The sequence below is a fragment of the Pontibacter harenae genome (assembly GCF_020907245.1).
GTDB lineage: Bacteria > Bacteroidota > Bacteroidia > Cytophagales > Hymenobacteraceae > Pontibacter > Pontibacter harenae.
In genome coordinates, this window is record NZ_JAJJWH010000022.1 from 38,509 (window position 1) to 63,373 (window position 24,865).

At 42.8% G+C, this 24,865-nt stretch carries 17 protein-coding genes and 1 pseudogene; 3 read left to right on the forward strand and 15 right to left on the reverse strand.

Going from position 1 to position 24,865, the window contains the following annotated elements; translation table 11 throughout:
• Window positions 1-60: 60 nt before the first annotated feature.
• Window positions 61-397 (reverse strand): annotated as a pseudogene (locus LN893_RS12520) (MGMT family protein).
• Window positions 398-626: 229 nt separating this feature from the next.
• Here LN893_RS12520 and LN893_RS12525 point away from each other — a divergent pair.
• The 3 genes from LN893_RS12525 to LN893_RS12535 all read left to right on the forward strand — a co-directional run bounded on the left by LN893_RS12525 (window position 627) and on the right by LN893_RS12535 (window position 6,464).
• A complete protein-coding gene (locus LN893_RS12525) occupies window positions 627-1,721 on the forward strand; it encodes an efflux RND transporter periplasmic adaptor subunit (RefSeq protein ID WP_229970549.1) in 1,095 nt (364 codons plus the stop codon).
• A 251-nt stretch (window positions 1,722-1,972) separates the two neighbouring features.
• Window positions 1,973-5,098 (forward strand): efflux RND transporter permease subunit, encoded by a 3,126-nt coding sequence (locus LN893_RS12530; protein WP_229970550.1) that lies wholly within the window; start codon window positions 1,973-1,975, stop codon window positions 5,096-5,098.
• A 28-nt stretch (window positions 5,099-5,126) separates the two neighbouring features.
• Window positions 5,127-6,464, forward strand: coding sequence for a TolC family protein (locus LN893_RS12535; protein ID WP_229970551.1), 1,338 nt, complete (start codon window positions 5,127-5,129; stop codon window positions 6,462-6,464).
• A 236-nt stretch (window positions 6,465-6,700) separates the two neighbouring features.
• Here LN893_RS12535 and LN893_RS12540 read toward each other — a convergent pair whose 3' ends face one another.
• The 14 genes from LN893_RS12540 to LN893_RS20755 all read right to left on the reverse strand — a co-directional run bounded on the left by LN893_RS12540 (window position 6,701) and on the right by LN893_RS20755 (window position 24,865).
• Window positions 6,701-8,077 (reverse strand): leucine-rich repeat domain-containing protein, encoded by a 1,377-nt coding sequence (locus LN893_RS12540; protein WP_229970552.1) that lies wholly within the window; start codon window positions 8,075-8,077, stop codon window positions 6,701-6,703.
• Between the two features lie 622 nt (window positions 8,078-8,699).
• Window positions 8,700-9,197, reverse strand: a complete 498-nt coding sequence (locus tag LN893_RS12545; RefSeq protein WP_229970553.1) for a hypothetical protein — start codon at window positions 9,195-9,197, stop codon at window positions 8,700-8,702.
• Between the two features lie 66 nt (window positions 9,198-9,263).
• Window positions 9,264-9,605 carry a hypothetical protein gene (locus LN893_RS12550; protein ID WP_229970554.1) on the reverse strand — a complete coding sequence of 114 codons (342 nt, stop codon included), beginning with the start codon at window positions 9,603-9,605 and terminating at the stop codon, window positions 9,264-9,266.
• A 382-nt stretch (window positions 9,606-9,987) separates the two neighbouring features.
• Window positions 9,988-12,357 (reverse strand): glycoside hydrolase family 127 protein, encoded by a 2,370-nt coding sequence (locus LN893_RS12555; RefSeq protein WP_255710031.1) that lies wholly within the window; start codon window positions 12,355-12,357, stop codon window positions 9,988-9,990.
• Between the two features lie 76 nt (window positions 12,358-12,433).
• The gene (locus LN893_RS12560) at window positions 12,434-13,591 is read right to left on the reverse strand and encodes a BT3233 family polysaccharide utilization protein (protein ID WP_229970556.1); all 1,158 of its coding nucleotides are present in this window, start codon (window positions 13,589-13,591) and stop codon (window positions 12,434-12,436) included.
• A 110-nt stretch (window positions 13,592-13,701) separates the two neighbouring features.
• The gene (locus LN893_RS12565) at window positions 13,702-15,636 is read right to left on the reverse strand and encodes a DUF2264 domain-containing protein (protein ID WP_229970557.1); all 1,935 of its coding nucleotides are present in this window, start codon (window positions 15,634-15,636) and stop codon (window positions 13,702-13,704) included.
• Window positions 15,637-15,831: 195 nt separating this feature from the next.
• The gene (locus LN893_RS12570) at window positions 15,832-16,986 is read right to left on the reverse strand and encodes a glycoside hydrolase family 88/105 protein (RefSeq protein WP_229970558.1); all 1,155 of its coding nucleotides are present in this window, start codon (window positions 16,984-16,986) and stop codon (window positions 15,832-15,834) included.
• A gap of 63 nt (window positions 16,987-17,049) precedes the next feature.
• Window positions 17,050-18,390 carry a BNR repeat-containing protein gene (locus LN893_RS12575; protein ID WP_229970559.1) on the reverse strand — a complete coding sequence of 447 codons (1,341 nt, stop codon included), beginning with the start codon at window positions 18,388-18,390 and terminating at the stop codon, window positions 17,050-17,052.
• 114 nt (window positions 18,391-18,504) lie between these two features.
• Window positions 18,505-20,742 carry a glycoside hydrolase family 43 protein gene (locus LN893_RS12580; RefSeq protein WP_229970560.1) on the reverse strand — a complete coding sequence of 746 codons (2,238 nt, stop codon included), beginning with the start codon at window positions 20,740-20,742 and terminating at the stop codon, window positions 18,505-18,507.
• Window positions 20,743-20,822: 80 nt separating this feature from the next.
• Window positions 20,823-21,467 (reverse strand): DUF2264 domain-containing protein, encoded by a 645-nt coding sequence (locus LN893_RS12585; protein ID WP_229970561.1) that lies wholly within the window; start codon window positions 21,465-21,467, stop codon window positions 20,823-20,825.
• Window positions 21,468-21,604: 137 nt separating this feature from the next.
• Window positions 21,605-22,483, reverse strand: a complete 879-nt coding sequence (locus tag LN893_RS12590) for a glycoside hydrolase family 16 protein (RefSeq protein WP_229970562.1) — start codon at window positions 22,481-22,483, stop codon at window positions 21,605-21,607.
• Window positions 22,484-22,585: 102 nt separating this feature from the next.
• Window positions 22,586-23,404, reverse strand: a complete 819-nt coding sequence (locus LN893_RS12595) for a 3-keto-disaccharide hydrolase (RefSeq protein WP_229970563.1) — start codon at window positions 23,402-23,404, stop codon at window positions 22,586-22,588.
• Between the two features lie 166 nt (window positions 23,405-23,570).
• The gene (locus tag LN893_RS12600; protein ID WP_229970565.1) at window positions 23,571-24,713 is read right to left on the reverse strand and encodes a glycoside hydrolase family 43 protein; all 1,143 of its coding nucleotides are present in this window, start codon (window positions 24,711-24,713) and stop codon (window positions 23,571-23,573) included.
• A gap of 71 nt (window positions 24,714-24,784) precedes the next feature.
• Window positions 24,785-24,865, reverse strand: coding sequence for a hypothetical protein (locus tag LN893_RS20755; protein WP_369427667.1), 81 nt, complete (start codon window positions 24,863-24,865; stop codon window positions 24,785-24,787).

A 24,865-nucleotide genomic window follows, 5' to 3' on the forward strand; every position in this document is an offset into this window, starting at 1 on the left:
ACAAAAGGAGTAGACCACGCTAGCATGTTACTGGAGTGGTCTACTCCTTTTGCATAGCTACTACATCAACTCTTTGCCTGGGTCCCAAAAAAGCTTTTCGAAGTTTACTACCTGGTCATTCTCTACCTTTATTCCCTCCTGCTCCAGGCGCTGCTTCATGGCATTTGCTTCCTCGAAGTGCTGTTTACCCGTAAGCATCCCCACTCGGTTTATTACTCTGTGAGCAGGTATACTGGTATAAGGTTGTGAGGCAATTAAAGCCCAACCTACCATACGCGCAGCTCCCTTTGACCCCAGATAACTGGCGATTGCACCAATAAGAGGTCACTCTCCCTTCTGGTATCAGGCGCACTACATCGTATACATCCTGAAAAAAATTTTTCTTCTCCTTCTCCATTATAAATCTTCACGGTCTCTGTTTAAACACAGGGACTTGTCGTTTATCTGAATTTATTGTCTGTTTGTAGAGTTATGTACACGGATTATTCTTTTTAACGGGATAGGTTTCTAAATTTAAACCTTCCTGTAAATTCTTAGTCTAAGTACGGTACCTGAGGAGGCTTTAGTTGAAGAAGCTTGGTTTATTTAGGTATTTTTGAACTCAAATAATTTCTTTATAAACATTCATGAGTAAACCTGTTAAAACCGTTCTTATTCTGGTGGCAGTCGCTGTTGTAGCCTATCTTGCTGTTACAAAGGTATTTTCTGGAGGCAACGATCAGCCTCAAGCAGCTAGCCGAGGCGGCGGCGGTCCGTTAGCACAAAAAGTTGCGGTTGATGTCTACGTAGTTTCTGCGAGTGCTTTCCAAAACAAAATCAACACAACGGGCACCATACTGCCAAACGAAGATGTAGAACTTCGCAGCGAGATAGCAGGAAAAGTAACAGGTATCAACTTTGAAGAAGGCGCTCGCGTGAGTAAGGGCCAGCTTTTGTTAACCGTAAACGACGCAGAATTGCGTGCGCAGCTGCAGAAACTGGAGTCAAACCAAAAGCTTTACCGCGACATGGAAGAGCGCCAGCGCACACTGCTGGAGAAAGACTACATTAGCAAACAGGAATACGACCAGGTAAGCAACCAACTTGCCACCGCTACTGCCGATATACAAGCCCTAAAAGCATCTCTTGACAAGGCCTATGTACGTGCTCCTTTCGACGGCGTAGTTGGTTTGCGCCAGGTAAGCGAAGGCAGCTATGTATCGGCTACTACCCCTATTGCCCGCATAGTAGATATCAGCCCAGTAAAAATTGACTTTTCTATTCCTGGCCGCTACAGCCAGCAGGTAAAGGAGGGCGATAAGATCACTTTTACGGTGGAAGGTAACCCTGAGGTATACAATGCCTCTATTTACGCAGTGCAGCCAAGCATCGACCCTACCACACGCACCTTGCAGATACGTGCTCTGTTCGACAATAAAAACGAAGAAGTAAAACCCGGATCTTTTGTGAATGTGAACCTTTCTCTGAAAGATTTAGATGATGCCATTCTTATTCCAACTGAAGCTATCATCCCAGAGGCTACTGGCCATAAAATATTTTTGAACAAGAATGGTAAAGCTGTGCCACAGATGGTAAAAATCGGTCAGCGTTCCGAAACCATGATACAGATTACAGAGGGCGTTGCTCCTGGCGATACCATTATCCGATCTGGCATTTTGCAAGTGAGGCCAGGATCTGATTTAAATGTAAGAAACGTGAAAACTGCAGAGGGGAATATTTAAAGGCAAAGGGTTGTATCTAACACAACATTATGTGGTTTAAGCTGTTACGATACTATAAAGCTTCCCACCACTACCCTACTGCACCTCAGCACAGCTTCTGGAAAGCTGTTTATACACAGTAAGCAGATTGAATAGAAAGTAGAAGAACAATATAAGTTCAGTTAAGGCTATAAGTAGTAGAACGATATAGGAAACAAAAACTCCTTCTTCTAAAATTTAGCCCTAGTGCCCGAACTTAAACAAAAGCAAGAATGGCAAGTTTATCATCCATAAGTATAAAGCGCCCTGTACTCGCCATCGTGATGAGCATCACGATTGTGGTTTTCGGTGTTATAGGTATCACTTACCTTGGTGTGCGGGAGTACCCAAGCGTAGACCCGCCTATCGTTAACGTTTCTACCAGCTATACAGGAGCCAACGCCGAAACCATAGAGTCGGAAATAACAGAGCCGCTGGAGGAATCCATCAACGGTATTGCAGGTATCCGTACACTAACCTCCAGCAGCAGCGAGGGTAGCAGTAACATTACCGTAGAGTTCAACTTGGGCATAGACCTTGAAACTGCCGCAAACGACGTGCGCGACCGCGTATCCAGAGCACAGCGAAGATTGCCTGAAGATGCAGAACCACCTACCGTTTCGAAGGCTGATGCTGACTCAAACCCTATCATTATGCTAGGTGTTAAAAGCGAAACCCGTACCCTGCTAGAGCTTTCAGATATTGGCACGAACGTTTTTAAAGAGCAGCTGCAAACCATACCAGGCGTAAGTTCTGTGGGTATATGGGGCGATAAGCGCTATTCTATGCGCCTTTGGATGGACCCAGATAAACTTTCTGCCTTACGTGTAACACCGCTTGAGGTACAGATGGCTTTAGGTCGCCAAAACGTGGAGCTGCCTTCTGGTAGCATTGAGGGAGCTACAACAGAGCTTTCTGTAAGAACAATGGGGCGAATTTCTACGCCAGATGAGTTCAACAACCTTGTTATCAGGCAAGATGAAGATCGCCTGATACGTTTCCGAGATGTTGGCTATGCACAACTTGCCCCTGAAAACGAAAAAACGGTGTTGCGCTACAACGGCATCCCAATGATTGGTGTTGTGCTTATTCCGCAGCCAGGATCTAACCAAGTAGAGATTGCTGATGAGTTTTACCGCCGTTTGGAGCACATTAAAAAGGATATTCCAGAAGACCTTGAACTCATCATCGGCTTTGACAACTCTCAGTATATTAAAGCTTCCATTGCAGAGGTAGAAGAAACCATCTTCGTGGCCTTTGGCCTGGTGGTAGTAATTATCTTCCTTTTCCTGCGCGACTGGCGTTCTACCCTTATACCTGTGGTGGCTATACCTGTGTCACTGGTAGGCTCTTTTTTCATTATGTACATCATGGATTTCTCCATTAATGTGCTGACCCTTTTGGGTATAGTACTGGCCATTGGTCTGGTAGTGGATGATGCCATTGTTATGCTGGAGAACATCTATGCCCGTATCGAAGCAGGCGAAGATCCAATGAAGGCGGCCAAGAAAGGCTCTGCTGAAATATACTTTGCCATTATCTCGACAACAGTTGCACTGGCAGCGGTGTTTATGCCTGTTGCCTTCTTAGAAGATACAACAGGTCGCCTTTTCCGTGAATTCGGAATTGTGGTGGCTGGCTCCGTAATTATTTCTTCATTTGTGTCGCTAACGCTTACGCCGATGATGTCGTCGCGTATGCTTAAACGTAAGGAAAGGCCTGGCTGGTTCTATCGTAAAACAGAACCGTTTTTCGCTGCACTTACAGATGGCTACCGCAGCAGCTTAGAAAGCTTTATGAAAGTACGTTGGGTGGCTTTTTTACTTATTCTACTTTCTGCAGGAGTTATCTGGTGGCAGATGTCTACACTTCAGTCTGAATTAACACCAGACGAAGACAGAAGCGGACTCAGAATAAATGCCACAGGTCCGGAAGGTGCCTCTTTCGAGTTTATGGACCAGTACATGAACGAGCTGACAACCCTTGTTAATGATTCTGTGAAAGGTATAGAGAGTATCACCTCTATGACCCGTAACTCTAATTCAGGTTTCATTCGCCTACGCTTAGTAGAGCCAGACCAGCGCGATCAGTCGCAGCAGGAGTTAGTAGAAGGACTTCCTAACCTCATCAACCAAATACCTGGTGCCCGTACTTTCGCCTCTGGTGATAAAGGCTTAGGTGGTGGTCGTGGAGCTGGACAGCCCGTACAGTTCGTAGTGCAGTCGCAGAACATGGAAAAACTGCGTGAGATTATACCTCCATTCCTGGAGGCGGCTCAGCAGGACCCGACCTTCAACTTTGTGGATGTTAACCTGAAGTTTAACAAGCCTGAACTACGCGTAGAAATTAACCGTGAGAAAGCCTTGTCTTTGGGGGTTAGTGTACGAGATATTGCTCAAACCATGCAGTTAGGTCTTAGTGGCCAGCGCTTTGGCTACTTTGTAAAAGGTGGTAAGCAGTACCAGATATTAGGGCAGGTAGCACGCGAGAACCGCAGCGAACCACTTGACCTGCGTAGCCTGTATGTGAAGAGCAGCTCTGGAGAACTTATTCAGCTTGATAACCTGATCGAACTGAAAGAAGAAAGTGCATCGCCACAAGTATACCGCTTTAACCGATTTGCAGCAGCAACTTTTAGTGCCTCTCTTGCCAAAGGTAAAACCATAGGCGAAGGCGTGGAAGCAATGGAAGCTATATCAAAAGAAGTACTTGACGAAACATTCCAGACATCCTTAACAGGACAGTCCAGAGACTTTTCTGAGAGCTCTAACAGCTTACTTTTTGCCTTCCTTTTAGCTTTAGGTTTGATTTACCTGGCGCTTTCGGCACAGTTCGAGAGTTTCAGAGATCCTATCATCATCATGTTTACAGTGCCGCTAGCTTTAAGTGGAGCGTTGTTTAGCCTTTGGTACTTCGGCGAAACGCTAAATATTTTCAGCCAGATTGGTATGATTATGCTTGTGGGCCTGGTAACGAAAAACGGTATCCTGTTGGTGGAATTTGCGAATCAGCGGAAAGAAGAAGGCTTAACAAAGTTAGATGCAGCCGTAGATTCAGCAGTGTCCCGCTTCCGCCCTATCCTGATGACTTCGCTTTCTACGATACTGGGTACATTACCGATTGCCCTAGCATTGGGCGCTGGTTCAGAAACACGTGTTTCGATGGGTGTTGCCGTGGTAGGTGGTCTTATTTTTGCCACAGGCCTTACGCTGTACATTATTCCAGCTATCTATTCCTACTTCTCATCCGCAAAGGCTAATATTATCGATTCGGATGATGAACACGAGAAGCCTACTCCAAAGAAAGTAGTAGTAGCAGAGCCTGTTTTGAGCAAGCAAGGCAATTTAAATTTTAGCTAAAGATCTCACAAAAGTCAAAATCACTTTAATGTTCTCAATAAAACATTCAGCACTGCTTCTATCCCTGGCAGTGCTGCTATTACCAGGCTTAGCTTATAGCCAAGAACAGCTGTCGCTAGAACAGGCGCTTCGCATTGGTTTGCAGAATAACTATGATATCCAGATTGCCGCCAAGCAAGAAGCTATCGCAGAAAACAATGTTACAATTGGAAATGCAGGTTTTCTTCCTATCGTAGACGGCCGCGCCTCTCGTACCTTCAGCGAGAACAACTCCAGGCAGCAATTTCAGTCTGGTCCAGACCGCACCAGAAGTGGAGCCAGTTCTAATAACATCAGTACAGGCGTGGCTCTTAACTGGACTATTTTTGATGGGCTAGGTATGTTCATTGCTTACGACAGACTAGAGGCACTGCAAAAAACTGGCTCTTTGTTTACAAGAGAAACTGTAGAAAACACGTTGGCTACCATCTCTAACAACTACTACGAAGTGGTTCGCCAATCACAAAAGATACAGGCGCTTGAAGATGCCATTGCCATTTCTGAAGCACGTGTAGAGATTGCACAGGCACAGTATGATGTAGGTGTAAGTGCCAAAGTAGAGATACTGCGTGCCCAGGTAGATTATAATGCAGACAGGTCAGAGTTACTGCTCCAGAAGGAGTTGCTACAGAATGCTAAAATAACGCTTAACCAGTTGCTTAGCAGGGATCCTAATATAGATTTTATAGCAACTGACTCCATTCAAGTTGACAATACTCTTAATTATGGCAACGAAGATGCGAACATGTATGCTGCTAATCCGCTCCTGCAACGTTTAAGACTTCAAAGAGAAATAGCAAACTTAGACATAAGAGCAGTGCGCGCAAGTCGCTTTCCAGTAATTGGAGTTACCAGCGCCTATAATTTTAATCGATCAGAAAATGAACCGCTAAACGAGTTCTCGCCGCGTTTCAACCAAAACAGGGGGTACAACTATGGCTTAACTGTTAGTTTGCCTATTTTCAATGGTTTTAACATCAACAGACTAGCACAAAATGCTCGTATAAACCTGGCGTCAGTAGACCTGCAGTACCAGCGCGAGCAGAATCGTGTGGCCTCTGATCTTGCCCGTGCTTTTAGCCAGTACACTAATCGGCTGCAACTACTGGAATTAGAAGAATCCAACCTTAAACTAGCTCAGCAAAACAGCGATATTGCCTTAGAGCGTTACAGATTAGGCTTACTTACAGCCATCGAACTTCGCGAGGCACAACGCAATCAGTTAGTAGCTGAGAACAGGCTTATTGATATTAAGTACCAGGCTAAGACAGCAGAAACAGAAATAAAGCGCTTGACGGCTTCTTTCTTACAGCAAAGCCAACTGTAAACAGGCTCAGCTTTCAACATAAATGAAAAAGGTATCGCATATGCGACACCTTTTTCATTTATGTTGTTTTTCAGAAGCTGTTGGATCGCTTCCTATAAACTTGGCACTGTTGCTCTTGCTTCCTTGTCATTGTAAAATAATATGTAGCTATGTGGTTGTTTACTCAACGGGCTTGTGTATGATGCGTATCCGCAGGGTATACACTGTAAACCTTGTAAGCAAGCATATTTCTTATTTCATTGGAAGTTTATTTCACAATTCGGCAACCAATTTCTTATCGCTTCCATTTGTTCTTCTGTCAAATTATCTTTATCAATTCGCATTGATTTCAGATTTGTCAGTTTTTGAATTTCAGGTGATACATATTTTATTGGATTGCTCCATATCTCCAATTTTTCAAGATTTGTCAATGAACCGATACAGTCAGGTATTGAGTCAATTTGATTATCAAAAATGAGAAGTTCTTTCAGGCTCTTCAGATTTTCTATATGACAATCAATTTGTTTTATTTCATTGCTGTACAAATAGATTGACTCAAGTCCTTCAAGACGTTCATCAATAAATTTCAAGTTAGTCAGTTTATTGTTGTTAACCCCAAGTCGTTTGAGATTTAGAATTGTGAGAATTGATTCTGGTAATTCTTTGAATTCGTTATGGTCCAACCCAATTGTTTCAAGGTTTTCAAGAACTGATAAGTCAGAAGGAAATCTCTTTATTAACGTGGCATTTATTGAAAGCCTTTTGAGGTTTTTCAGGGATTCTAAATTGTCAGGTAGTTTGGAAACAGGATTATGACCAATTAGAAGTTCTTCAAGTTGTGGCATATCTAAAACTTCATTTGGAAATTCGGTGAAGTTGTTGCCTGTCAGTATAATTTCCTTTATTTGAAGAGTGTTGATGTCCTTAGGCAATTTTGAAAGTCCTCTGTTCTGCAAGTGTAAATAAGGTGTTTCGACTTCATTCACGATTGGTGAATATTCCGAATCATAGGCAGATACAAGTTTTCCTTGATTTATTGAGTCGCAAAGTTTTGAGAGTAATTCCTGAAAATTTGTGTTTGAAGATTTTCCAATTGTGAATGAATAATGTTTAATCACAGAATTAGTCAAGATGCAGGGAAACTCTGATGAGTATGAGAAATCCCAAGTCGAATCTCTGAAATCAAGATAGCTACCGTCTTTGTATTGAAATTGAAACTTATTTGGCAAATCTTCTTCTTTTGTAGAAGTGATTAATACTCCATTAGAAGGAACTTCTATTGTCCTTTTCCAATAACTCATTTCAGGAAGTTCAGGATAACCTTCAATTCCAAAGACGATTCCTCCGTCACCTTGAAAACCTGTCGGAAAAACAATTAGGTTGTGTTTGTTCCAATCTAAATATGAGAAAGTCAGGAATGCAATGTATGTAACAGAAAGAACAACTTGTAGAATCCAATAAGCCTTCCGTGTTTTAGTTTTCTTAGTCAGCCAATTGAGTAGAAACAGAAAAAGAGCAAATCCAATTAAGTATGCGCCAAGTATTATGAGGTATCCACCTGTCAGTATAGCAACTGTCAGTCCGAGAACAACAGAAAGAAGTCCCAATATTATAAGTGGAGAAATCCTTTTCAATGTGTCGTTTTATATGTTTGCCAACGGCTTTGCTATGGTGCGCTTATGCACTTTAGGTTTTATTGGCATGTGTTTGTTGTTTTTCTAAAAATGTGTTAACTCAAAGAGCTTGATGCTTTGCAAGTCATTTCTCTTACTGTATTGTTAGCTTTTTTAGAAGAAGATAACATATGCAACGTATAAGAAAAAAATAATTGGCACTACCAGCAAAGAGATAGAGAGTTGTATTCTTTGCTTGAATTTCATATAACTTACTACCGAGTTTAGAACAAGTATCAGAGGATAACTGTTAATTCCTATAAAAATGAGGTAGGCTAAGGACATGTTCTTTGGGTTATCAAAGATGAAAATGGAGCCATAAAAGATAAGAGGCCACAGAAGTATAGGGAGCAAGCTAAAAACCATTAGCGATATGAACCATACTGGCCTTTTCCGCTTCTTATAAGTATTGTTTAGCTCCACCTTATTAATTGCTGATGTGTTAATTCTTTAAAGATCAATTTTCTTTTCTTCCTCCTTTTAAGCTCAAACTTTTATCTTCAATTTTTGCTAACGGTTAGTGTAAACAACGTGAGAGGCCGTCGGCCGAAGCATGCTGTTTACTCAATGTTGGGCAAAGTAATTATTTATAAAGCTGTCTTATTTTTTGCTCCACTTCTACAGATAATGTTGTATCAACTTTCAACATTGTTATGATTTTCTCACATCTCTCTTGTAAGTTCTCAATTTTTTCAATTTTCTGTTGTTCATGTAAATTAAAAAGGCTGAACAAGCTACTTTCAAAACTTTCAATGCTGTTCTCAGGAAAAGAAAGTGTAGATTCTATTAATTGTGGAATATACAAATTTCTTATTTGGCTTTTCTTCTCCTCAACTACATCTATTTCAGATTTATGGATTTCCTCTTGCCTTTCTCTAAACCATGAATAAAAGTCAAAAACTTTTTCAAAATAATCATTTATTAAGATTAGTAAATCTAAGTCTCCATTTAACTGCTGTAAATACTTTTTTGATTTACTGTTCCAATTAAACCTGCCTAAATCAGAAACTTTTATTTTTAATGTTCTTTCTAGCGTTGGTGGGTCAGATTTAAAATAGGTGTGTGAGTAAATTTCGGGCAAATCATAATGTTGAACAAACTGTCGTAATTCTTTAACGAAATTAGCTATAGGACTCTCTTTGAATCTTTAATTTATTTCTGTTTGGTATTCAGGAAATCTGTTATTACTAAGATACAATTTTCGATAATGTATTCTTGTATGGTCAACTAATGAAAATGCTGCTGCAACATAATTGTGTAATAGCCTAATTACTTCAATTTGGAATGCATGTAAGACTTCCCTATTTCTTACACTATGAAGAAACTGCGATTTTATTGGGTCGTTATGAATTATGAGAAGTTCTTTTAACTGCTCATAGTTTCCTTCAAATATTGTAATTGATGCTCCAAAATGCCTTATTTCTTCCAAGAGTTGGAATTCTGGCATTTGGTTAAGTTCATCATGAAGGTCGAGAATTCTTTTACTCATTATTTTTATTTTCCCCAACTTCTAGATATATGAAATCAACATACGGTTTTTTGTAGCTTTTAGCAGACAACGGTAATTGGCTAAACTAATATACTATATTCAACAATAAGTATAAGTAAGATAAGGAGTAGTTATTTTTAAAATCCTACATGATTGATAAAGAACCTTACTTCATTAAACTGATATGATGAAATTGTTATGCTTACATTTTAAGCTAAACCTGACGACACCAGCACGATAGCTTTTACTATAGTAGAATTAGCTACAGACTGCAATGAAGTTAGAGTAAGAGAACTAAGCGCTGATTGTTAACATTAGTATCAATAAAAAGGCCACCCAAAATTGGGTGGCCTTTTTATTGATACTGTCTGCAGATGGAAGTTTACTTTAGCAACCTCACATCATAAATTCCTCCTGCTACAGAACCCTCTTGCGCAACAAATTTTACAGTTAGCTTATCACCAGGAGCACTGTTGATTAGTTTCTCGGGTAGGTCATAGTCTACGTTAAAGAATACATCGCCCTTCGAACCATCAAGGCGCACTTCTTTTAAGAGCGTGTCGTTCACATAAATGTTGAAGTTACGGTCTTTGTCTAAACCATAGTACGTGATACGCAGCTTACGACCTTCTTTGTTTTTGTTTCTTAAATCGTAGCTGAACCACCTGCTTGCATGGCGCCAATGGCGGTCCTGATATACACCAGACTCTGTTTTCTCGCCTTTATAGTTATGATCTGACTCTGGCTGCTGCTCCCCTGGCACAACTCTATCCACTGTGCTCGCCTCCAATACCATCTTTATTCTCTCTTCCTCACGAAGCGCCTCTTTCCTCGCCTCCAGCTCTTCTGGCGTTGTAACAGGCCAATAAAGCATATAACGCGCATCATGTACCTGAAAGAATGGCACTAGCTCTACATTTTTATACTTTTCAGAAGAAATAAGATTAGAGGCAGTAAAAGTCATAGGTTTACCCGCTACTGGCTTCAAGGCTGAAGCCAAATTCTTATTTGATGACACTAAAACTGGGGCTTCCTCAATAGAGTATAATGGGCCGTTAGCAATATGCCCCATGCGGCTGTTATCAGCTACCAATCCGTCTAAATCTGTTTTATCCGTTACGGCAGCCAGCACAATAGGACCATGCACAAACGACACCCAATCTGAACCATCAGGCAAGTATTCGGCCTTCGTTTCCATAGGCAGTGACACCGAAACAACATCACCAGTTTTCCACTTTCGCTCTACTGTTACATAAGCAGAAGTGGGATCAGAATTTACCTTTACTTCTTTATTATTCACAAGCACTTTCAGCCCGCCCTCTTTTACCCAGCTTGGTCGCCTGATGTTGAGTGCAAACTTCTGCGCCTTCTTAAGCTTTAGCTTGATAGTAGATGCTTCTTCGTAAGGAAAATTTGTAGTTTGGATTAACGCCACTCCACGCTCCTTCCAGTCAAGGCTTGAGGGGATAAACAGGTTTACAAAAATATCTTTTGCGTTGTGGGCATAGATCAACTCGCCATACTTACCGTGGTTTTCCAACCCAGAGCCTACGCAGCACCAAAAGGCCTCGTCTGGCTTTGAGTATACCCTATAATGCCTTGGACGTATAGGCGTGAAATAGACAAAACCTCCTCTGGTAGGGTGCTGTGAAGAAAGGATATGATTATACAGTCCTCTCTCGTAATAATCTAAATACTCACCAGATGCCTCTGATAAATACAACTGCTTCGAGAGCTTCAGCATGTTATACGTATTACAGGTTTCTGGCCCTTCCCGCGATTCTATCATTGGAGAAAAATCGTCTGCAGGATGAAAATGTTCGCGAACGCTGTTACCGCCAATAGAAATTGTCCGATCATCAACTACCGTATTCCAGAAAAAGGCTGCTGCATCAGACCAAGCTTTATCTCCAGCCACATCTGCTACACGCTTATAGCCAATTACCTTCGGTATCTGCGTGTTCGCATGCATACCTGTCAGCTTGTCTTCTTTGGCTAATAGTGGGTTAAGAACAGACTCATGTGAGAACTTACGTGCCATTTCAAGGTACTTCTTATCCCCTGTTATCTCCGCAACATCGGCAAAAACTTCGTTCATTCCTCCGTGCTCGCTACGCAGCATATCCTGTATCTGTGCATCCGATAAGTTAGCGGTAAGGTTCAGGCACCAATCCGAAAGCTTTACCAACATGTTTTTTGCTTTCTCGTTTCCAGCAAACAGATAGGCATCACGTAATCCCGCATAGGTTTTATGAATGTTATACCAAGGCACCCACTTCTTATTAAGAGAAAAAGTTTCCGCCTCAATGTTGCCTTTTGCAATTTCCTGCCACATGGCTTCTCCACCTGGTACGCCACCAATGTATCCGTTCCCGTTTTTCTGCTGGCAAGCCTCTAACTGATCAACCATATAGTTCAGCCTTTGCAGTAGCTCTTGGTTGCCTGTAGAGGCATACATTAAAGATAGCGCTGTCAGGTAATGGCCACCAATATGCCCATCCAAACCTGTATTCTCCCAGTTACCGTAACTTTCAGCTTTAGGTGTAATGCCAGCTTCGCGTAGGTAAGGTGCCAGCAATCTGTCTGGCTCGAGTGCCAAAATATATTCCATATCCGTTTGCTGTGCCTGTTGAAAAGGGCTTTCAAGCAAGGCAACCGATGAAAGAGGAAACGTTTCTAATGGGGCACCCTGGCTAAAACCTAGCGCAGGTAAAAGAAATACTAAAATGTAACTAAAAAAGGTAGTTCTCATATTTAACTTATCGTTTATACAAAGTTATCCACAAGATAACACTTACAGCTCCCAATTCCTTCCAACTATTCAAAAATCAGAATGCTACTTCTAGCGGAAAAGCTATTCGCTTGGCAAAGTCGGCCAGATAGTTATCCCACTCCTGTTTTGATTTGAATTGTCCGCTCTTTTCCCAACCAAAGCCCGCATAATAGGTCAGGGTGTTGTTTTCTGCTTTGCCAATCACAAACAAATGGCTTTGGTCGCTTGCCTGCACCTTATGCACTTTAGAATCCTGAACAGAAGCTGGTGCTATCACGATTCCTGTTCCCAAACTTGAGTCATCCATCGGCTCCCAATAGCGAAACCAGCCCTCATCTTCATTCACATTTACTTCACCCTTTTTATCATGTAAGGTGATGCCTGTTGTGATGTTTGGCAGTGGTTTGTCGCTTTGCAGTTCTACCTCGTAGCGGGTTAGGTTGCTACCTAAGTCAAGGCTGATGCGCTTGGTTTCTTTTACTGTAGTACCCTTCGCACTCCATGGTGCATAAGTAAGTTCGAAAACGGTACGAATAGGCCCTTCTGCAATTTTCTTATAGCTTGTAAAGTTTTTAGATACATATGGAGTACTGTCTGCCCATACACCAATTCCTCCAATACCACGGCTAGCCCCAACATGATAAGGGTCATAGCCTTCGCCAGTATCTTTGTGGTAAAACATAGGGTCGCTTAAGTAACCTTTATACCACTTGTCTATAATTGGGTAATCGACACGCTTCAGCCAGGCATCCATACCACTGGTTAAGGTTCCACCTGGAGTACCATCTTCTACCATTTGCTGCGCCACAGGTCCGTAGGTACGGAAAGCAACCCGATCATTTTCCCAGGTATAATCATCTGTTCGCTCTGGCACAAAACGGGAATAGGTAGTTAGCTCACTTTTAGGTTTTTGTGCAGCACCGTTTTCCAAACCTTCTACCTTAAACTTCTTTTCCTCCTTAGCTTTTATGTTTGTCTGAAACAGTATTTCATCTACATTGCCATCTGCATCGTTGTCCAGCGCTTGAGTTACGAGCAGTTTATCAGTTCCCGTGTCTCTAATCAGCAGGTTTTCTGTCCCAAACTTCTTTGCCAGTTCTTCTACTTTTTCAACAGGGACACTAACGGTTTCTGACGTGCGATCTAAATCCAGCTTATTTTTAACTGTAAAAGAAGTCTGGTAGATATCCTGCTGACAGGAGGCAAGAAGCATAGTGCTACAAGCTATAAGAACCCACTTTGCACTTCGTCTAATATGTTGATGTCTCATACAATTTAACTTATTTTAAGAAGTAGAAGCCACTACACTCCTATCAGTTAGCTTTAGTTAAACTTCACAATTTTTTTGTCGCCGTTTCTAAAGGAAACGGTAATGCTATCGTCCTTTTTGGAAAGCTCTACTTTCTTTACAGGAACCAGTTCTTCCTTTGTCCACTTTTCACCAGACTTTTTCCAAAGCATAAGCGTAGCATAAACTTCCTGCTGTGGGGTAAAGTTATCTGATACATTAACCACAGCGCTTTTATCGCTAACAGGATGTAGGCCTGTACTCGTTACAGTTTCCATACCTTCCCAACCTTGTAACGGAACCATTGCTAGTTGATACTCCCCATTATCGATGATCTGCACCTGGTGGCCTCTTACTTTTCTGGTTTCTCTACTGATTTTCCCATTCATTTCTGGTAAGGCATAATGACCCAGGCGAAGCTGACCAGCCTCTGTGCTTGTGTTTCTATCTATTCTAAGTATACCATTTGGCAAAGGCATTTCGGCTAGGCTAAGTTTGTACTTATCATTGGTTTCCAACACCACATCGCGGTAATATACTTCGTCTTCAAACTTTTTAAAGGTATACAGTCGTAGGGCTTCCCACTGCCCTTTTTTGTTCTTAAATACATAATTCATCGCTACTTCTCCATTCTCACCATCGGCCTGCCAGGGGAAGGCACTGCTATAAGAAAGACGGTTGTAGTTTTCCGTTGATCTGAACTTTTGCCAATCATCAGCTACTTTTTCGTGGCACCAGGCTCGTACTTCTGAGGCACCAATTGCAGGGTAATCCGTTATCAAAATGTTAGAACCTTCCTGAAAGTTGTTATAAATTTCGTTTTTGTCGAACTCTTCCGACCACGGCCCTTCGTTTTCTGTGGCTGTCCAGAAAGGATTATCATCGGGCACCAGTAAACCAAGAAATGCTTTGCCCATCCAATAAACGCTGCCTCGGCAACTGTATACCTGAACAGCAGGCTCAAAGTGCCCATAGAAACCAAGTGTCGGCACATTATCTTCCATAAAAGCGGGGTTCTGCAAAAACTGCAACAGCGAACCAGATGAAATTCTGCGCATCCAGCCGTAGTTTATGTTCTCGTCTTTCAGGAAGCCCATAAGCGGAAACGGGCTAACAGAAGCAAAACGGTAGCTGATGCTACGCCCCCACATAATCATTTTACCATCCTCTGAAAACAGGTAAGGATAGTTGCCGTTCAGATCTTTAAAGTTATCTACAAATTTTGCGGCGTATGCTGGGTAGTGCTCCTTTCCTACAAGCTCAGACCAAATCATGCCGTACATCTGAAAAGCCCACATGCTGTAATAATCATAAGCTGGGGCGTCGTTGTACCAACCATCACCACGATAGTGATCCAGGGACTTTTGCAGGTACTCCGTCAAGAGCTTTTCGTTTACTTCGTAGCCTTGGTCCTTGAAGAAACTCAGCACAAAAATGTTGAAGAACTTCCAGTTTGAGTCTACAGTTGGGCCATCTCCATAACTAATCATGGTAGAAGCCAATTTGTCTTTTTGCTCCTGTGTAAGCGGCTCCCAAATGGTCTCGGGCATCACAAACAGTGAAATAGCCAACGCTCCAAACTCTACAAGAATTTGGTTTGGACCACCATTTTTTGCCCTTGGCTTGATAAAAGTTTGGCTAGATGGGTCGATAAGTTTTAGAACCTGATGCCTGTAATAATCGGCTACTTTGATGCCATTTAATTCCAGACCAGGATTATCTTTTAAAAGTGGTGCTGCCACAAACAAGGTACGACAAAGGCCTTCCAGCATTTCAGTTGGGTTATGCACACCATTTGTCGGGTAGCTTTTGCCAGGCAGCTTTGGAAAAACCATCGGGTCGTCCAGGTCATCGATATAGCTGAAAGCACCTTTTAACAAGTATAAACCTGCGTCCTTCCAATGCTTTTTGGTCATGCCTGTATGCGGACTCAACTTATAATCAGGACTGCTGATCTTAAAGATTTCCATTTCTGTTGCCCCACTTCCGCTTGATGGGCTCGAAGTATTTTGCCCCTGTGACAGATTAGTGGAAAACAGGAAAACAATGGCTAGAAGGGTGCAAACAGGATGTTTCATCAGAAAAACTAAAGATTAAGAGCATCAAAAGCTGCCTATTATTGGATACAGCAGTTCTGAAACCAGGTAAAAGAACAGGCTAAGCTTTTAGTCCAGGCAGCGGTACATTTCAGAGGCTGCCAAAAGAAACGCTCCCACTCCGAACCCCGAAGTAGATTTAATATCTACCACCTGCCCTGGAATGGCTCTTTCACCAATCGGCTGTACGTACCCTACTTTGCCATTTGGCTGTAAAGCCACTTTGGTTAAGTAGTCGTATCCTTTAGCAGCTACTGGCAAGTATTCTTTTTTATCTAAAAGACCGTTATTGATTCCCCAAAGCATGCCATAGGTAAAGAAAGCGGTACCACTTGTTTCAGGTCCTGGCGCATGTGCAGGGTCAAGTATACTTCTGGTCCAGTAGCCTTCTGGCTGCTGCGACCTGGCAATAGCCACTGCCATATCTTTAAACCTTTGCTCATATTCTTTTCTGTGCGCATCGTTCTTTGGCAGGTCCTGCAGCACTTTTGCCAGTCCTGCAAACACCCAACCGTCGCCTCGTGCCCAGAAGTCTTTTTTGCCGTTTGCACTTTTGTGCTTCGGGTAAACGTACTTTCCATCACGATAATAAAGCCCTTCCTCGGCATCATACATAATGGAGTTGGCGTAGCTCAGGTATTCGTGCAGCTTCTCCAGGTATTGCTTGTTGCCTGTTACTTTATGCAGCTTCGTCATGACGGGCATCACCATATATAAGCCGTCGGCCCACCACCAGTAATCGTTGTTTGGTGTGCTCATCTGGTACTCCATTACCTCTTTGGCACGTGCTATTTTTCTCTCGTCCTTCTCCTCGTCAAAACTATACAAGTCTATATAGGTTTGGAAGCAAATCTGCCAATCGCCAAACAACACATGATTATCGTTCTCGCCGTAGCTATACTTCCAGTTTTCTTTGTTATCAGACTTTGCCCCTTTCCAATCGTTCTTCTCTGCCCATGCTTCGGAGTATTTTCTGTAGTCTTCATTTTTGGTAACCTTGTAGGCTTCCATGTTACCCGTGTGGTAGGCGGCCACATCCCAAAAAGCCCATCCAGGTTTTGGATTTGCCTCCTGCCAGTAATTGTTTACTTGTTCTATAGTTTGTCTTACTTCCGCTTTGGAATCTGGGAGCAATGCGTTTGCAGACTTAGAGCCTGTGGCTGATGCACAAGAACTGAGCAGCACAATTAATAACGAGAAGTAAACAGCCGTTTTGGTCTTCATGTTTTATAAGGTACTGAGATTATCATTTTTGGTAAATAAACAGTGATGCTGTAGAACTTTGAACTAGAAATCAGGCTTCCACTCCACCACTTGTATAGGTTGCGGCGGCATGTTAGCACGACCCTCGCCATCGAGTTGCTCTACTTTCTGCACGAACAGGTTCAAGATTTTTTTCTGCTTCCAGAGCTCTGTGTCGTAAGTCGGCTCCCAAGAACCAAGCGAAACTTGCGTTAGGTCAACAATAGACCATTGTGGGTCCGACAGCTTATCAATCACAACAGCAGAAGCTTTGTTGCCTCTTTCCTCATCCCGAAAAATCATTAACACCGAGGTTTTGTCGCCTGCGTTTTTCACCATCACCTGCGGCCTCGCAATAGGAATGCGCTTAGTACCCACTCCGCTCAGGCTGAAGGGAGTTTTTCGGAAGTCCATCTGAAGCGATTGCCATTTACTACCGTTGTGGTACACCAGGTGGTACTGCGGAACAGCAGAGTCGGCCTCTCTCCAGTAGGTGGCTATAACTGGATTGCCTTTTTCATCGGCACCCATCGAAGTTTGGTTTATCAACTCGCTGTTTTGGGGAATTGTCCATGCTTTTTCGGCTGTAGCTTCTGTTATGGGAAGCGTATAATCTTCTCCAGTAGACTTCTCCCACGTTTTGCCTCCGTCTGTGGAGCGGGCATAACTCAGGTCGTGGTTACTGGCAACGTTAGGGCTTTCGCGCCATACCCACGACACATGGATTGTTCCTTGCTCGTCAATGTAAGCCTGCCAGTAAGCATTCCGTTTTCCTTCGCCGTTAATCAGGTTACTATGCAACTGCGTCCACTGCTGTGTGCTGGTATCGTAACTGTTAATGACCATGTTCCCCTGACCTGAACCTCCATCACGATAAAAGAAAAGCATGTTACCGTTTTGCAGACGATAAAACTCAGGATAGGAAACTACCTGCTCATGCTGACCTGTCATAGGCATTTTATCAGTCATTTGCAGCGAACCAGGGCTCACGCTACGGGCATAGTTGAGCTTGTTGTTATGATGATCCCATGACATGTGCAGATACCCTTTGCCATCAACCATAATGCTAATAGTGTTGTGGGCATCAGCCGCATTTCCTTTGAAATCAGTCTTCTGTATCTCCCAAGTATCTGCACCGCTTTTTCGTTTAGCTAACACCACAGAGCGATCGTTATCGTACCAGGCCGTATACTGTGTTCCCTGATGTGTCACTAGCGAATTCTTGCGAAACACGACTGTATTAACGGAATTGTTTGCCCATCCATCAGCAACAATAGTTATAGTTGGCTCAGACAAACGCGTAGTAGCGCAAGAGTTGACGAACAAACTGACAGAGAGAGCAGCAATATAACGTTGTACTATCCGAATAGCAATTCTGTGTTTCATGTAATAGCTTATGCGCAAAGATTCAGCAGAGAAGATGAATATGATGTTAATAAAAAATTATGCTGCTATTCTCTACAAGATGAATGGATGATTTCGTCAGTCAAGCACTTTATTTTACTTGTTCACAGACACGTTGAGATTAACTGGTTTTACACCTTCATGCGTTGGCTTTACCTGCTTTACGCTGCCATCCTGATTAAAGTCAAGCTTGTCTATAGATACCTCACGGTTAAAACCAGCAGCGCCTCCCATTTCAATGCCTTTCGGGTAATTAAAGCGGTGATAAACAATGTACCATTCATCTTTGCCAGGAATCTGAAGAACAGAGTTGTGGCCTGTCGCATAGATACCAGCCTTTGGGTCTTTGGCTATAACCAAGTTGTTCTCTGGAACAGTTATCTTTCCCAATGGAGAGTTAGAAGTACCGTAACGCACTCTATAGTTCTCGCTGCGCGTATCGTCTTCGGACCACATAAAATAGTAAGTGCCGTTCCTGTAAAACACGGTTGCTCCTTCCCTAAAAGTTTTATCAGGGGTCATTACCTTAGTTGTACCTAGCTTTAGGGAAGTCATGTCATCATTTAACTCTGCACCAGCCATATAGCCGTTCCCCCAGAACAAGTAGCTCTTACCTGTTTTAGGGTCTGTAAATACTTCCGGATCTATTTGCTGACTGCCCTTAACACCTTCTGGAAACTTATCTATCAAAGGCTTACCAGAATCCACAAACGGGCCAGTTGGGTTATCTGCCACAGCAACCCCTATTTTCTGAGCAGCCGTGAAGTAGTAAAAGTACTTGTACTCGCCGTTTATCTTTTTTTCGATAATGCTAGGAGCCCAGGCATTTCTGTCTGCCCAGCTGACATCTTTAGGAAGATCTAAAATCACGCCTTCATCTTTCCAGTTTACAAGGTCATCCGAAGAAAAGGTCTTAAAATAGGTACCTGACCATCCTGTAAAACCATCGCTGGTTGGGTAGATATAAAATTTGCCTGTCTTTTCGGAATACAGCACATCAGGATCTGCATAATAGCCCTCCAACACAGGGTTGTGATCTTCTCTCGCTACAACTTTGTAAGTCTGCGGCTCCTGCCCATCAATATTTACGGTGTAGCTAACTGACCCTTTTGAAAAATCCTGTGCCGATTTTGGTGTAACTGTTACTCCAGGATAAGTGGTAAATTCAGGAGAAAATGACTTCAAATCAACGTTTGGTTTCACAGGCAGGTATAGCGTTTTAGATGCAGCGTCCAGGGCTACATTTATGCTTTTCAAGCCTTTTGCCTTTACACCGCTAATAATATCATCTGCTGTTCCCCATTTACTCATCAGCCTTTTTGCTTCTTCAGTTGTAATGGGTAAAACAGTACCGTGGCGAGGATGAAAATTCATGCTTATCGCCTCGTCTATAACCGTAAAGTTCTCCAGATCTTTACTCTTCGTAAACTGGTATTTGCCTTTTGTGTACACATCGTACATCAGGATATATTCGTCGCTGTCGTTGAGTTTAAAGATACCTGATCCTTCTACAGGGTCTTTTGTTTGCTGCACAAACTTATCCTTTAGCAGATAGCCTTCTGTAAGTTTATCCGACACTGCTACCTTTAAGCCAGAACCTGCATCTTCCGTTTTAAAGAAGAGGTGATACTTCCCGTCCTTCTCAATAATATCACCATCTATACTTGCCCCATTTGTCGGGCTGTAGAAAAGCTGTTTCGGAGTTGTTTCCAGAGCCGTAAAACCCTCATTGGCATAGGCATAATAAATTTTATCAGGGTCATTGCCATGCTTCATCGAAAAGTAGATCATATACCTTTTTTCTTCAGGATCATAAATAGTCTGCGGTGCCCAAACACGAAGCAGGTCTTCATTACCTGGAAACTGCTTTTGGATATTCACCACGCTGGATGTCCAGTTGATAAGGTCTGTCGACTTCAGCAAAACCATGGCCCTGTTTGAGCTCCAGCCATTAGCCGAAACCATATCGGTAACTACCATGTAAAAAGTTTTCCCATCGGCTCCGCGCAAGATGTGCGGATCGCGTACGCCTCCCGTAGAACTAATATCGGCTGAATTGATGACAGGCTTGTTGCTGTTGAGCGCTCTATAGTTGTAGCCGTCGTTGCTTATAGCAAAACGAATGGCCTCTTCGCTTTTGTTGTTTCCTGTAAAGTAGGTGAAGAGGTAAGCCGTGTATTTTTCTTCTGAAGTGCTGGTTTGGACACTGTTACTGGCAGTACTAGTTACACGTTGTCCGCAGCCTGACAGAAGCAAACCTAGGGCAAGACAAAGGCATCCTATTGATTTATAGCTTTTTTGCCTCAATACATCCATCTGATCCGAATATTTCATTCCTAACTTATTTATTTTGTTGAGCTTTCAACCTATATGGCATCTAAGGTTAGAGCTAAAAATCGGCCGTTTTGGACAAATTAGTGCAAATCTAACGCATGGTCTGCGGGAAAATTTTGGCCTGACCAGGCTTTTACCGCGGTCCATGGAGCTGGAGGCGCTGACCAAAAAGGATCTGATTCAGGCAAGCCCAATGGCAAAAAAATGGCGGAGCATAGGTATAAGCTTCCTGTTGTAATATAAAAATCTGCCGCATCTGGCTGATGGCCGTATAGCCCAATGTTTAGCCAGCCATTTTTCGTGAAAGAAGAAGGTGCCTCCAATGTTTTTCTGATAACCGCTGTTAGCGCACCACGAACCTGGGCAGGACTTAAGGATTCAGGCAGGGCTCTTCTTGAAGCTACATCTGCCAAATGATGAAAAGCTCCTCCTCTGTATGCAATCGAGCGACCAATTACTGGATAAGAGCCATCTGTGTTTATGAGCCTTTCTTGTATCTCTGCGTAGCGCTTGCTTATTTTATCTAGGTTAAGCAAGTACCTGTTATAGCGGCGTTCTTTTTTACCAACAGCCTCTAGTATAGTAGCCAAATATGGTTGAATTACATAGCTGTTATAGTAATCCAGCGCGAAGTTCATCCCATCAGAATACATGCCATCTCCCACATACCAATGTTCAGCGAACCTCTCGGTCGGTACTGTCTGTCTGTTTCTTCTTTTGAGCAAACGTTGTTGTTGCCAGGCTTTCAGGCAAGCATAAAAGAAGCATTGATACAAAGGTCTTCATTCGGCTTTTGTCTTCTTCGTTAAGCTTAAAATTGCTTGAAGGCTGTGTTATTTACTGATTTAAATTCCTTACAGCTTTATTCTTTCTGATAAACTCTTACATAATCTACCTCATACTTCCTCGGGAAGGCTGTCGCGAATGGATCGCCTCCGTTAGAACCAATGGCCAGGTTTAACAGAATGTAATGGGGCTGATGAAATGGATTATAACCGTCTGCGTTCAATGTTTTGCTCAAATCAATTTCATTTAGCAGTTCATCATCTAAATAGAGCTTGATATAATCTTCGGTCCAGTCCATTTTCCAGATGTGGAATTGAGTAGCCCAATCAGCATCCTTCTTAACAAAATAGCTAAACGGAATCTTCTCCCCATCCCAAACTACTCTCATTCTACCATCGGCCCAGGCAGCATTTGCGAGAATGGCTCCTCTGTTATTCACCTGGTAATACTCCATTAAATCTACCTCGCCGTTTGTAGGCCAAGGTTTGGATTCGCCTAAGGTCCAGATGGCAGGCCACATACCAAGCGTTGTATCAATCATTGCCCTTACCTCGATAATACCGTATTTAAAGCTCCTTTTCTTTCTGGTATTTATACTTGCTGAGGTGTACTCAGCAAATTCCTGGTTCCTCCTCCAGTCTTTGCTTGAGCTATCATAACGGTCGTTCTTCACTTTCTCCCTTCTCCCCTCAATGGTTAAAACACCGTTGGCAATGTTGGCATTTTCTGACTGATACCACTGCAACTCATTGTTTCGGACAAAGCCGTGTTCATAATTCCAACTGTTGCTATCAGGTTTTCCGACCGAGTTAAATTCATCGTTCCACACTAAGCTATATCCTTCTTTTGCTACAGGGGCACTGTCAGTTGGTTCGTAAGCCTGCTGTTTTTTACTACAGGCAGCTAGCCCTACAACTATAAAAGGCAACACTCTCTTAACTACTCCAAGTATCATATAATAAGCTAAGTATCTGGACGGAATCACATTGAACAATATTTAGTACCTGATAAATTATTGTGAAATGCATGTAGAAAGCTATTATTGTCGCTTTTTACATCAAACCACTCCAATATTTTTGGAGACAGCTTCTCGAAAGTCTATAGTCTGGCCTTCGCTTTGCAATGCTATGTAGCCCTCTTTTAACAACTTACCATCCTGCTTTATGTTAGGGTCATAGTTGTTTGTTACGCCTCCTCCAATCTGAGGCTTGCTGTACTGTAGCACCGTATCGCCGTTCACAATATGTGTAACCAGTGAGTCTGCCAGTACAATCAGCTCTGCCCGCACCCACTCATCTGCTGCATAAGTTTTAGAGCTAGAATCAATACAATGCCTCGGATCCATCTCACCTTTATAAATCACTTCAGTGCCTGGAGAGCACATATTACCAGTAGGGCGAGGCTTGCCATCTCCTAAACCAGCCAAAAGCTGAAACTCAACAGAAATAGGCCAGTCCTGCTCCTTTGATATCGTTTTTGGGTCTTGGGCATGAAACATGATCCCGCTGTTTAAATAAGTATAATCAGGTGCATCCTTCAGCCATTGGTCGGCAAAACAGTACTCCACCACCAGGTGATAGGAAGAAAATGGTTCTTTATAGAACAGATGGCCGTACCGTTCATTGAACTCAGTATAGCCATCATAATTCACCCTCAGCAAGCCATCTTCTACCCGAAAAGTATTTGCATAGTTATCCCCTACTTCATGGTGATGGATTTTAACGATCCAGTCGTTAATGTCTTTCCCATTAAATAAAGATTGCCACTCCTCTTGGCTGTTTCCTTTTTTGGTAGAAGTACATGCTATAAAGCTTACTCCCACCACCACGAGTAAGGAGCGAAAAAGCAGCCGCATTAAATTGTTCTTGTCTAACATATAGCCTCTGTTGTTGAATCTTTTGGCAAAGCCGATTTTAAATGAAGATTATGATAAGGCAGTGCTAAAAACTTATTTTAAATACAGCTTTACTTCTGATTAACCCTGAGGCTATCATTTTTAACTGCCCGTAGTCCTGTTCTATACTTTGATAAGCAGGCTTGCTTCATCTTTTGGTTTGTTTCTTTTCTGAAGTATCCAGCTTCCACTCATCCTGCCACCTCAGAACAGGCTTGCCTTCTTCAAAAGTTATAGGTAGCCAAATGTAGCGCCCGTCAATAGGGTTCTGCGGTCTCCATCTGTCACCCATAAAAATAAAACTATCCTTCTTCCCCTGGATCGGCAGCACAAAGGTACTTTGAGACCAGAAGGTTGTTTTCTGCTCGTCCTCGGTTCCTCGTACAGGATTTCCTAGTTCTTTCCATCCTTTCATCATGTCATCGCTTACCGCTGAGCGTGCCGGATTGGGTGCCCAACCTGTTAAACCAGAGGTTATCATGTAGTACTTACCATCCTTTTTAAAAACAGCGGGGGCTTCATTTCTGCCTCCAGGAAATATACGAACATAATCGTCCGTAAATCCTAAATAATCATCAGTTAGCTTGCTTATGTGAAGGGTTCTGTTTTCTTCAGACGAGGCTATATGATAAGCCGTACCATCATCATCCACAAACAGGGTCATATCTCTTGACATCTGCCCACCCTCAAAATCCCGTTGCAGGTAGGCACCAGCTGCTACTTTCTGCTCCCACTTAGGATCGTTATCGGTTACTACAATAGGTACTGTTTTATGCGCCTCCGTGGCATTTTTGGGCCATAAGCCAGCATGAGGGCGTAAGCTTCTGATAAACGTAAAAGGGCCAGTGGGCTTATCGCTTGTTGCAACGGCCGTACGGGCTGCGGCATATCCCTGTCCTTTTAATTCCAGATGAAACCACATCACAAACTTTTTGGTCTTCTCGTTATAGATCACTTTAGGCCGTTCTATGACACTGCCTTTTTCTATATCAGAACCACTGCCTTCTGCCGCAACGGGAAGTGCAACACCTTCGTTTTTCCAGTTGTAAAGATCTGTGGAGGAGTAGCAACTAACACCTACCATGGCTTTGTTCCCATTTTTGCCCTCTACCTTATGCTCACCAAACCAGTAGTATGTGCCATCGTGAAACAGTATCCCTCCCCCATGTGCATTGATGTGGTTCCCCTCGGTGTCGGTCCAAACCTCACCCGGTTTAAAAGAGCTGTGAACCTTACTTGGTTGTGCAACCCCCTGCCCAAACGCAGTCAAGACTACAAGTATGCTTGTCATTATATGTTTCATCCTAATCATATCTTAGTGTAGGGCAGCTGGAAAGAGAGAGGCTAAACCTTATTTTCAGATTACATCAACTCCCTAAGCCTTTGTGCAGCCGTCTCTGGTGTGATGTCGCGCTGCGGGTCTCCCAGCATCTCGTAGCCCAC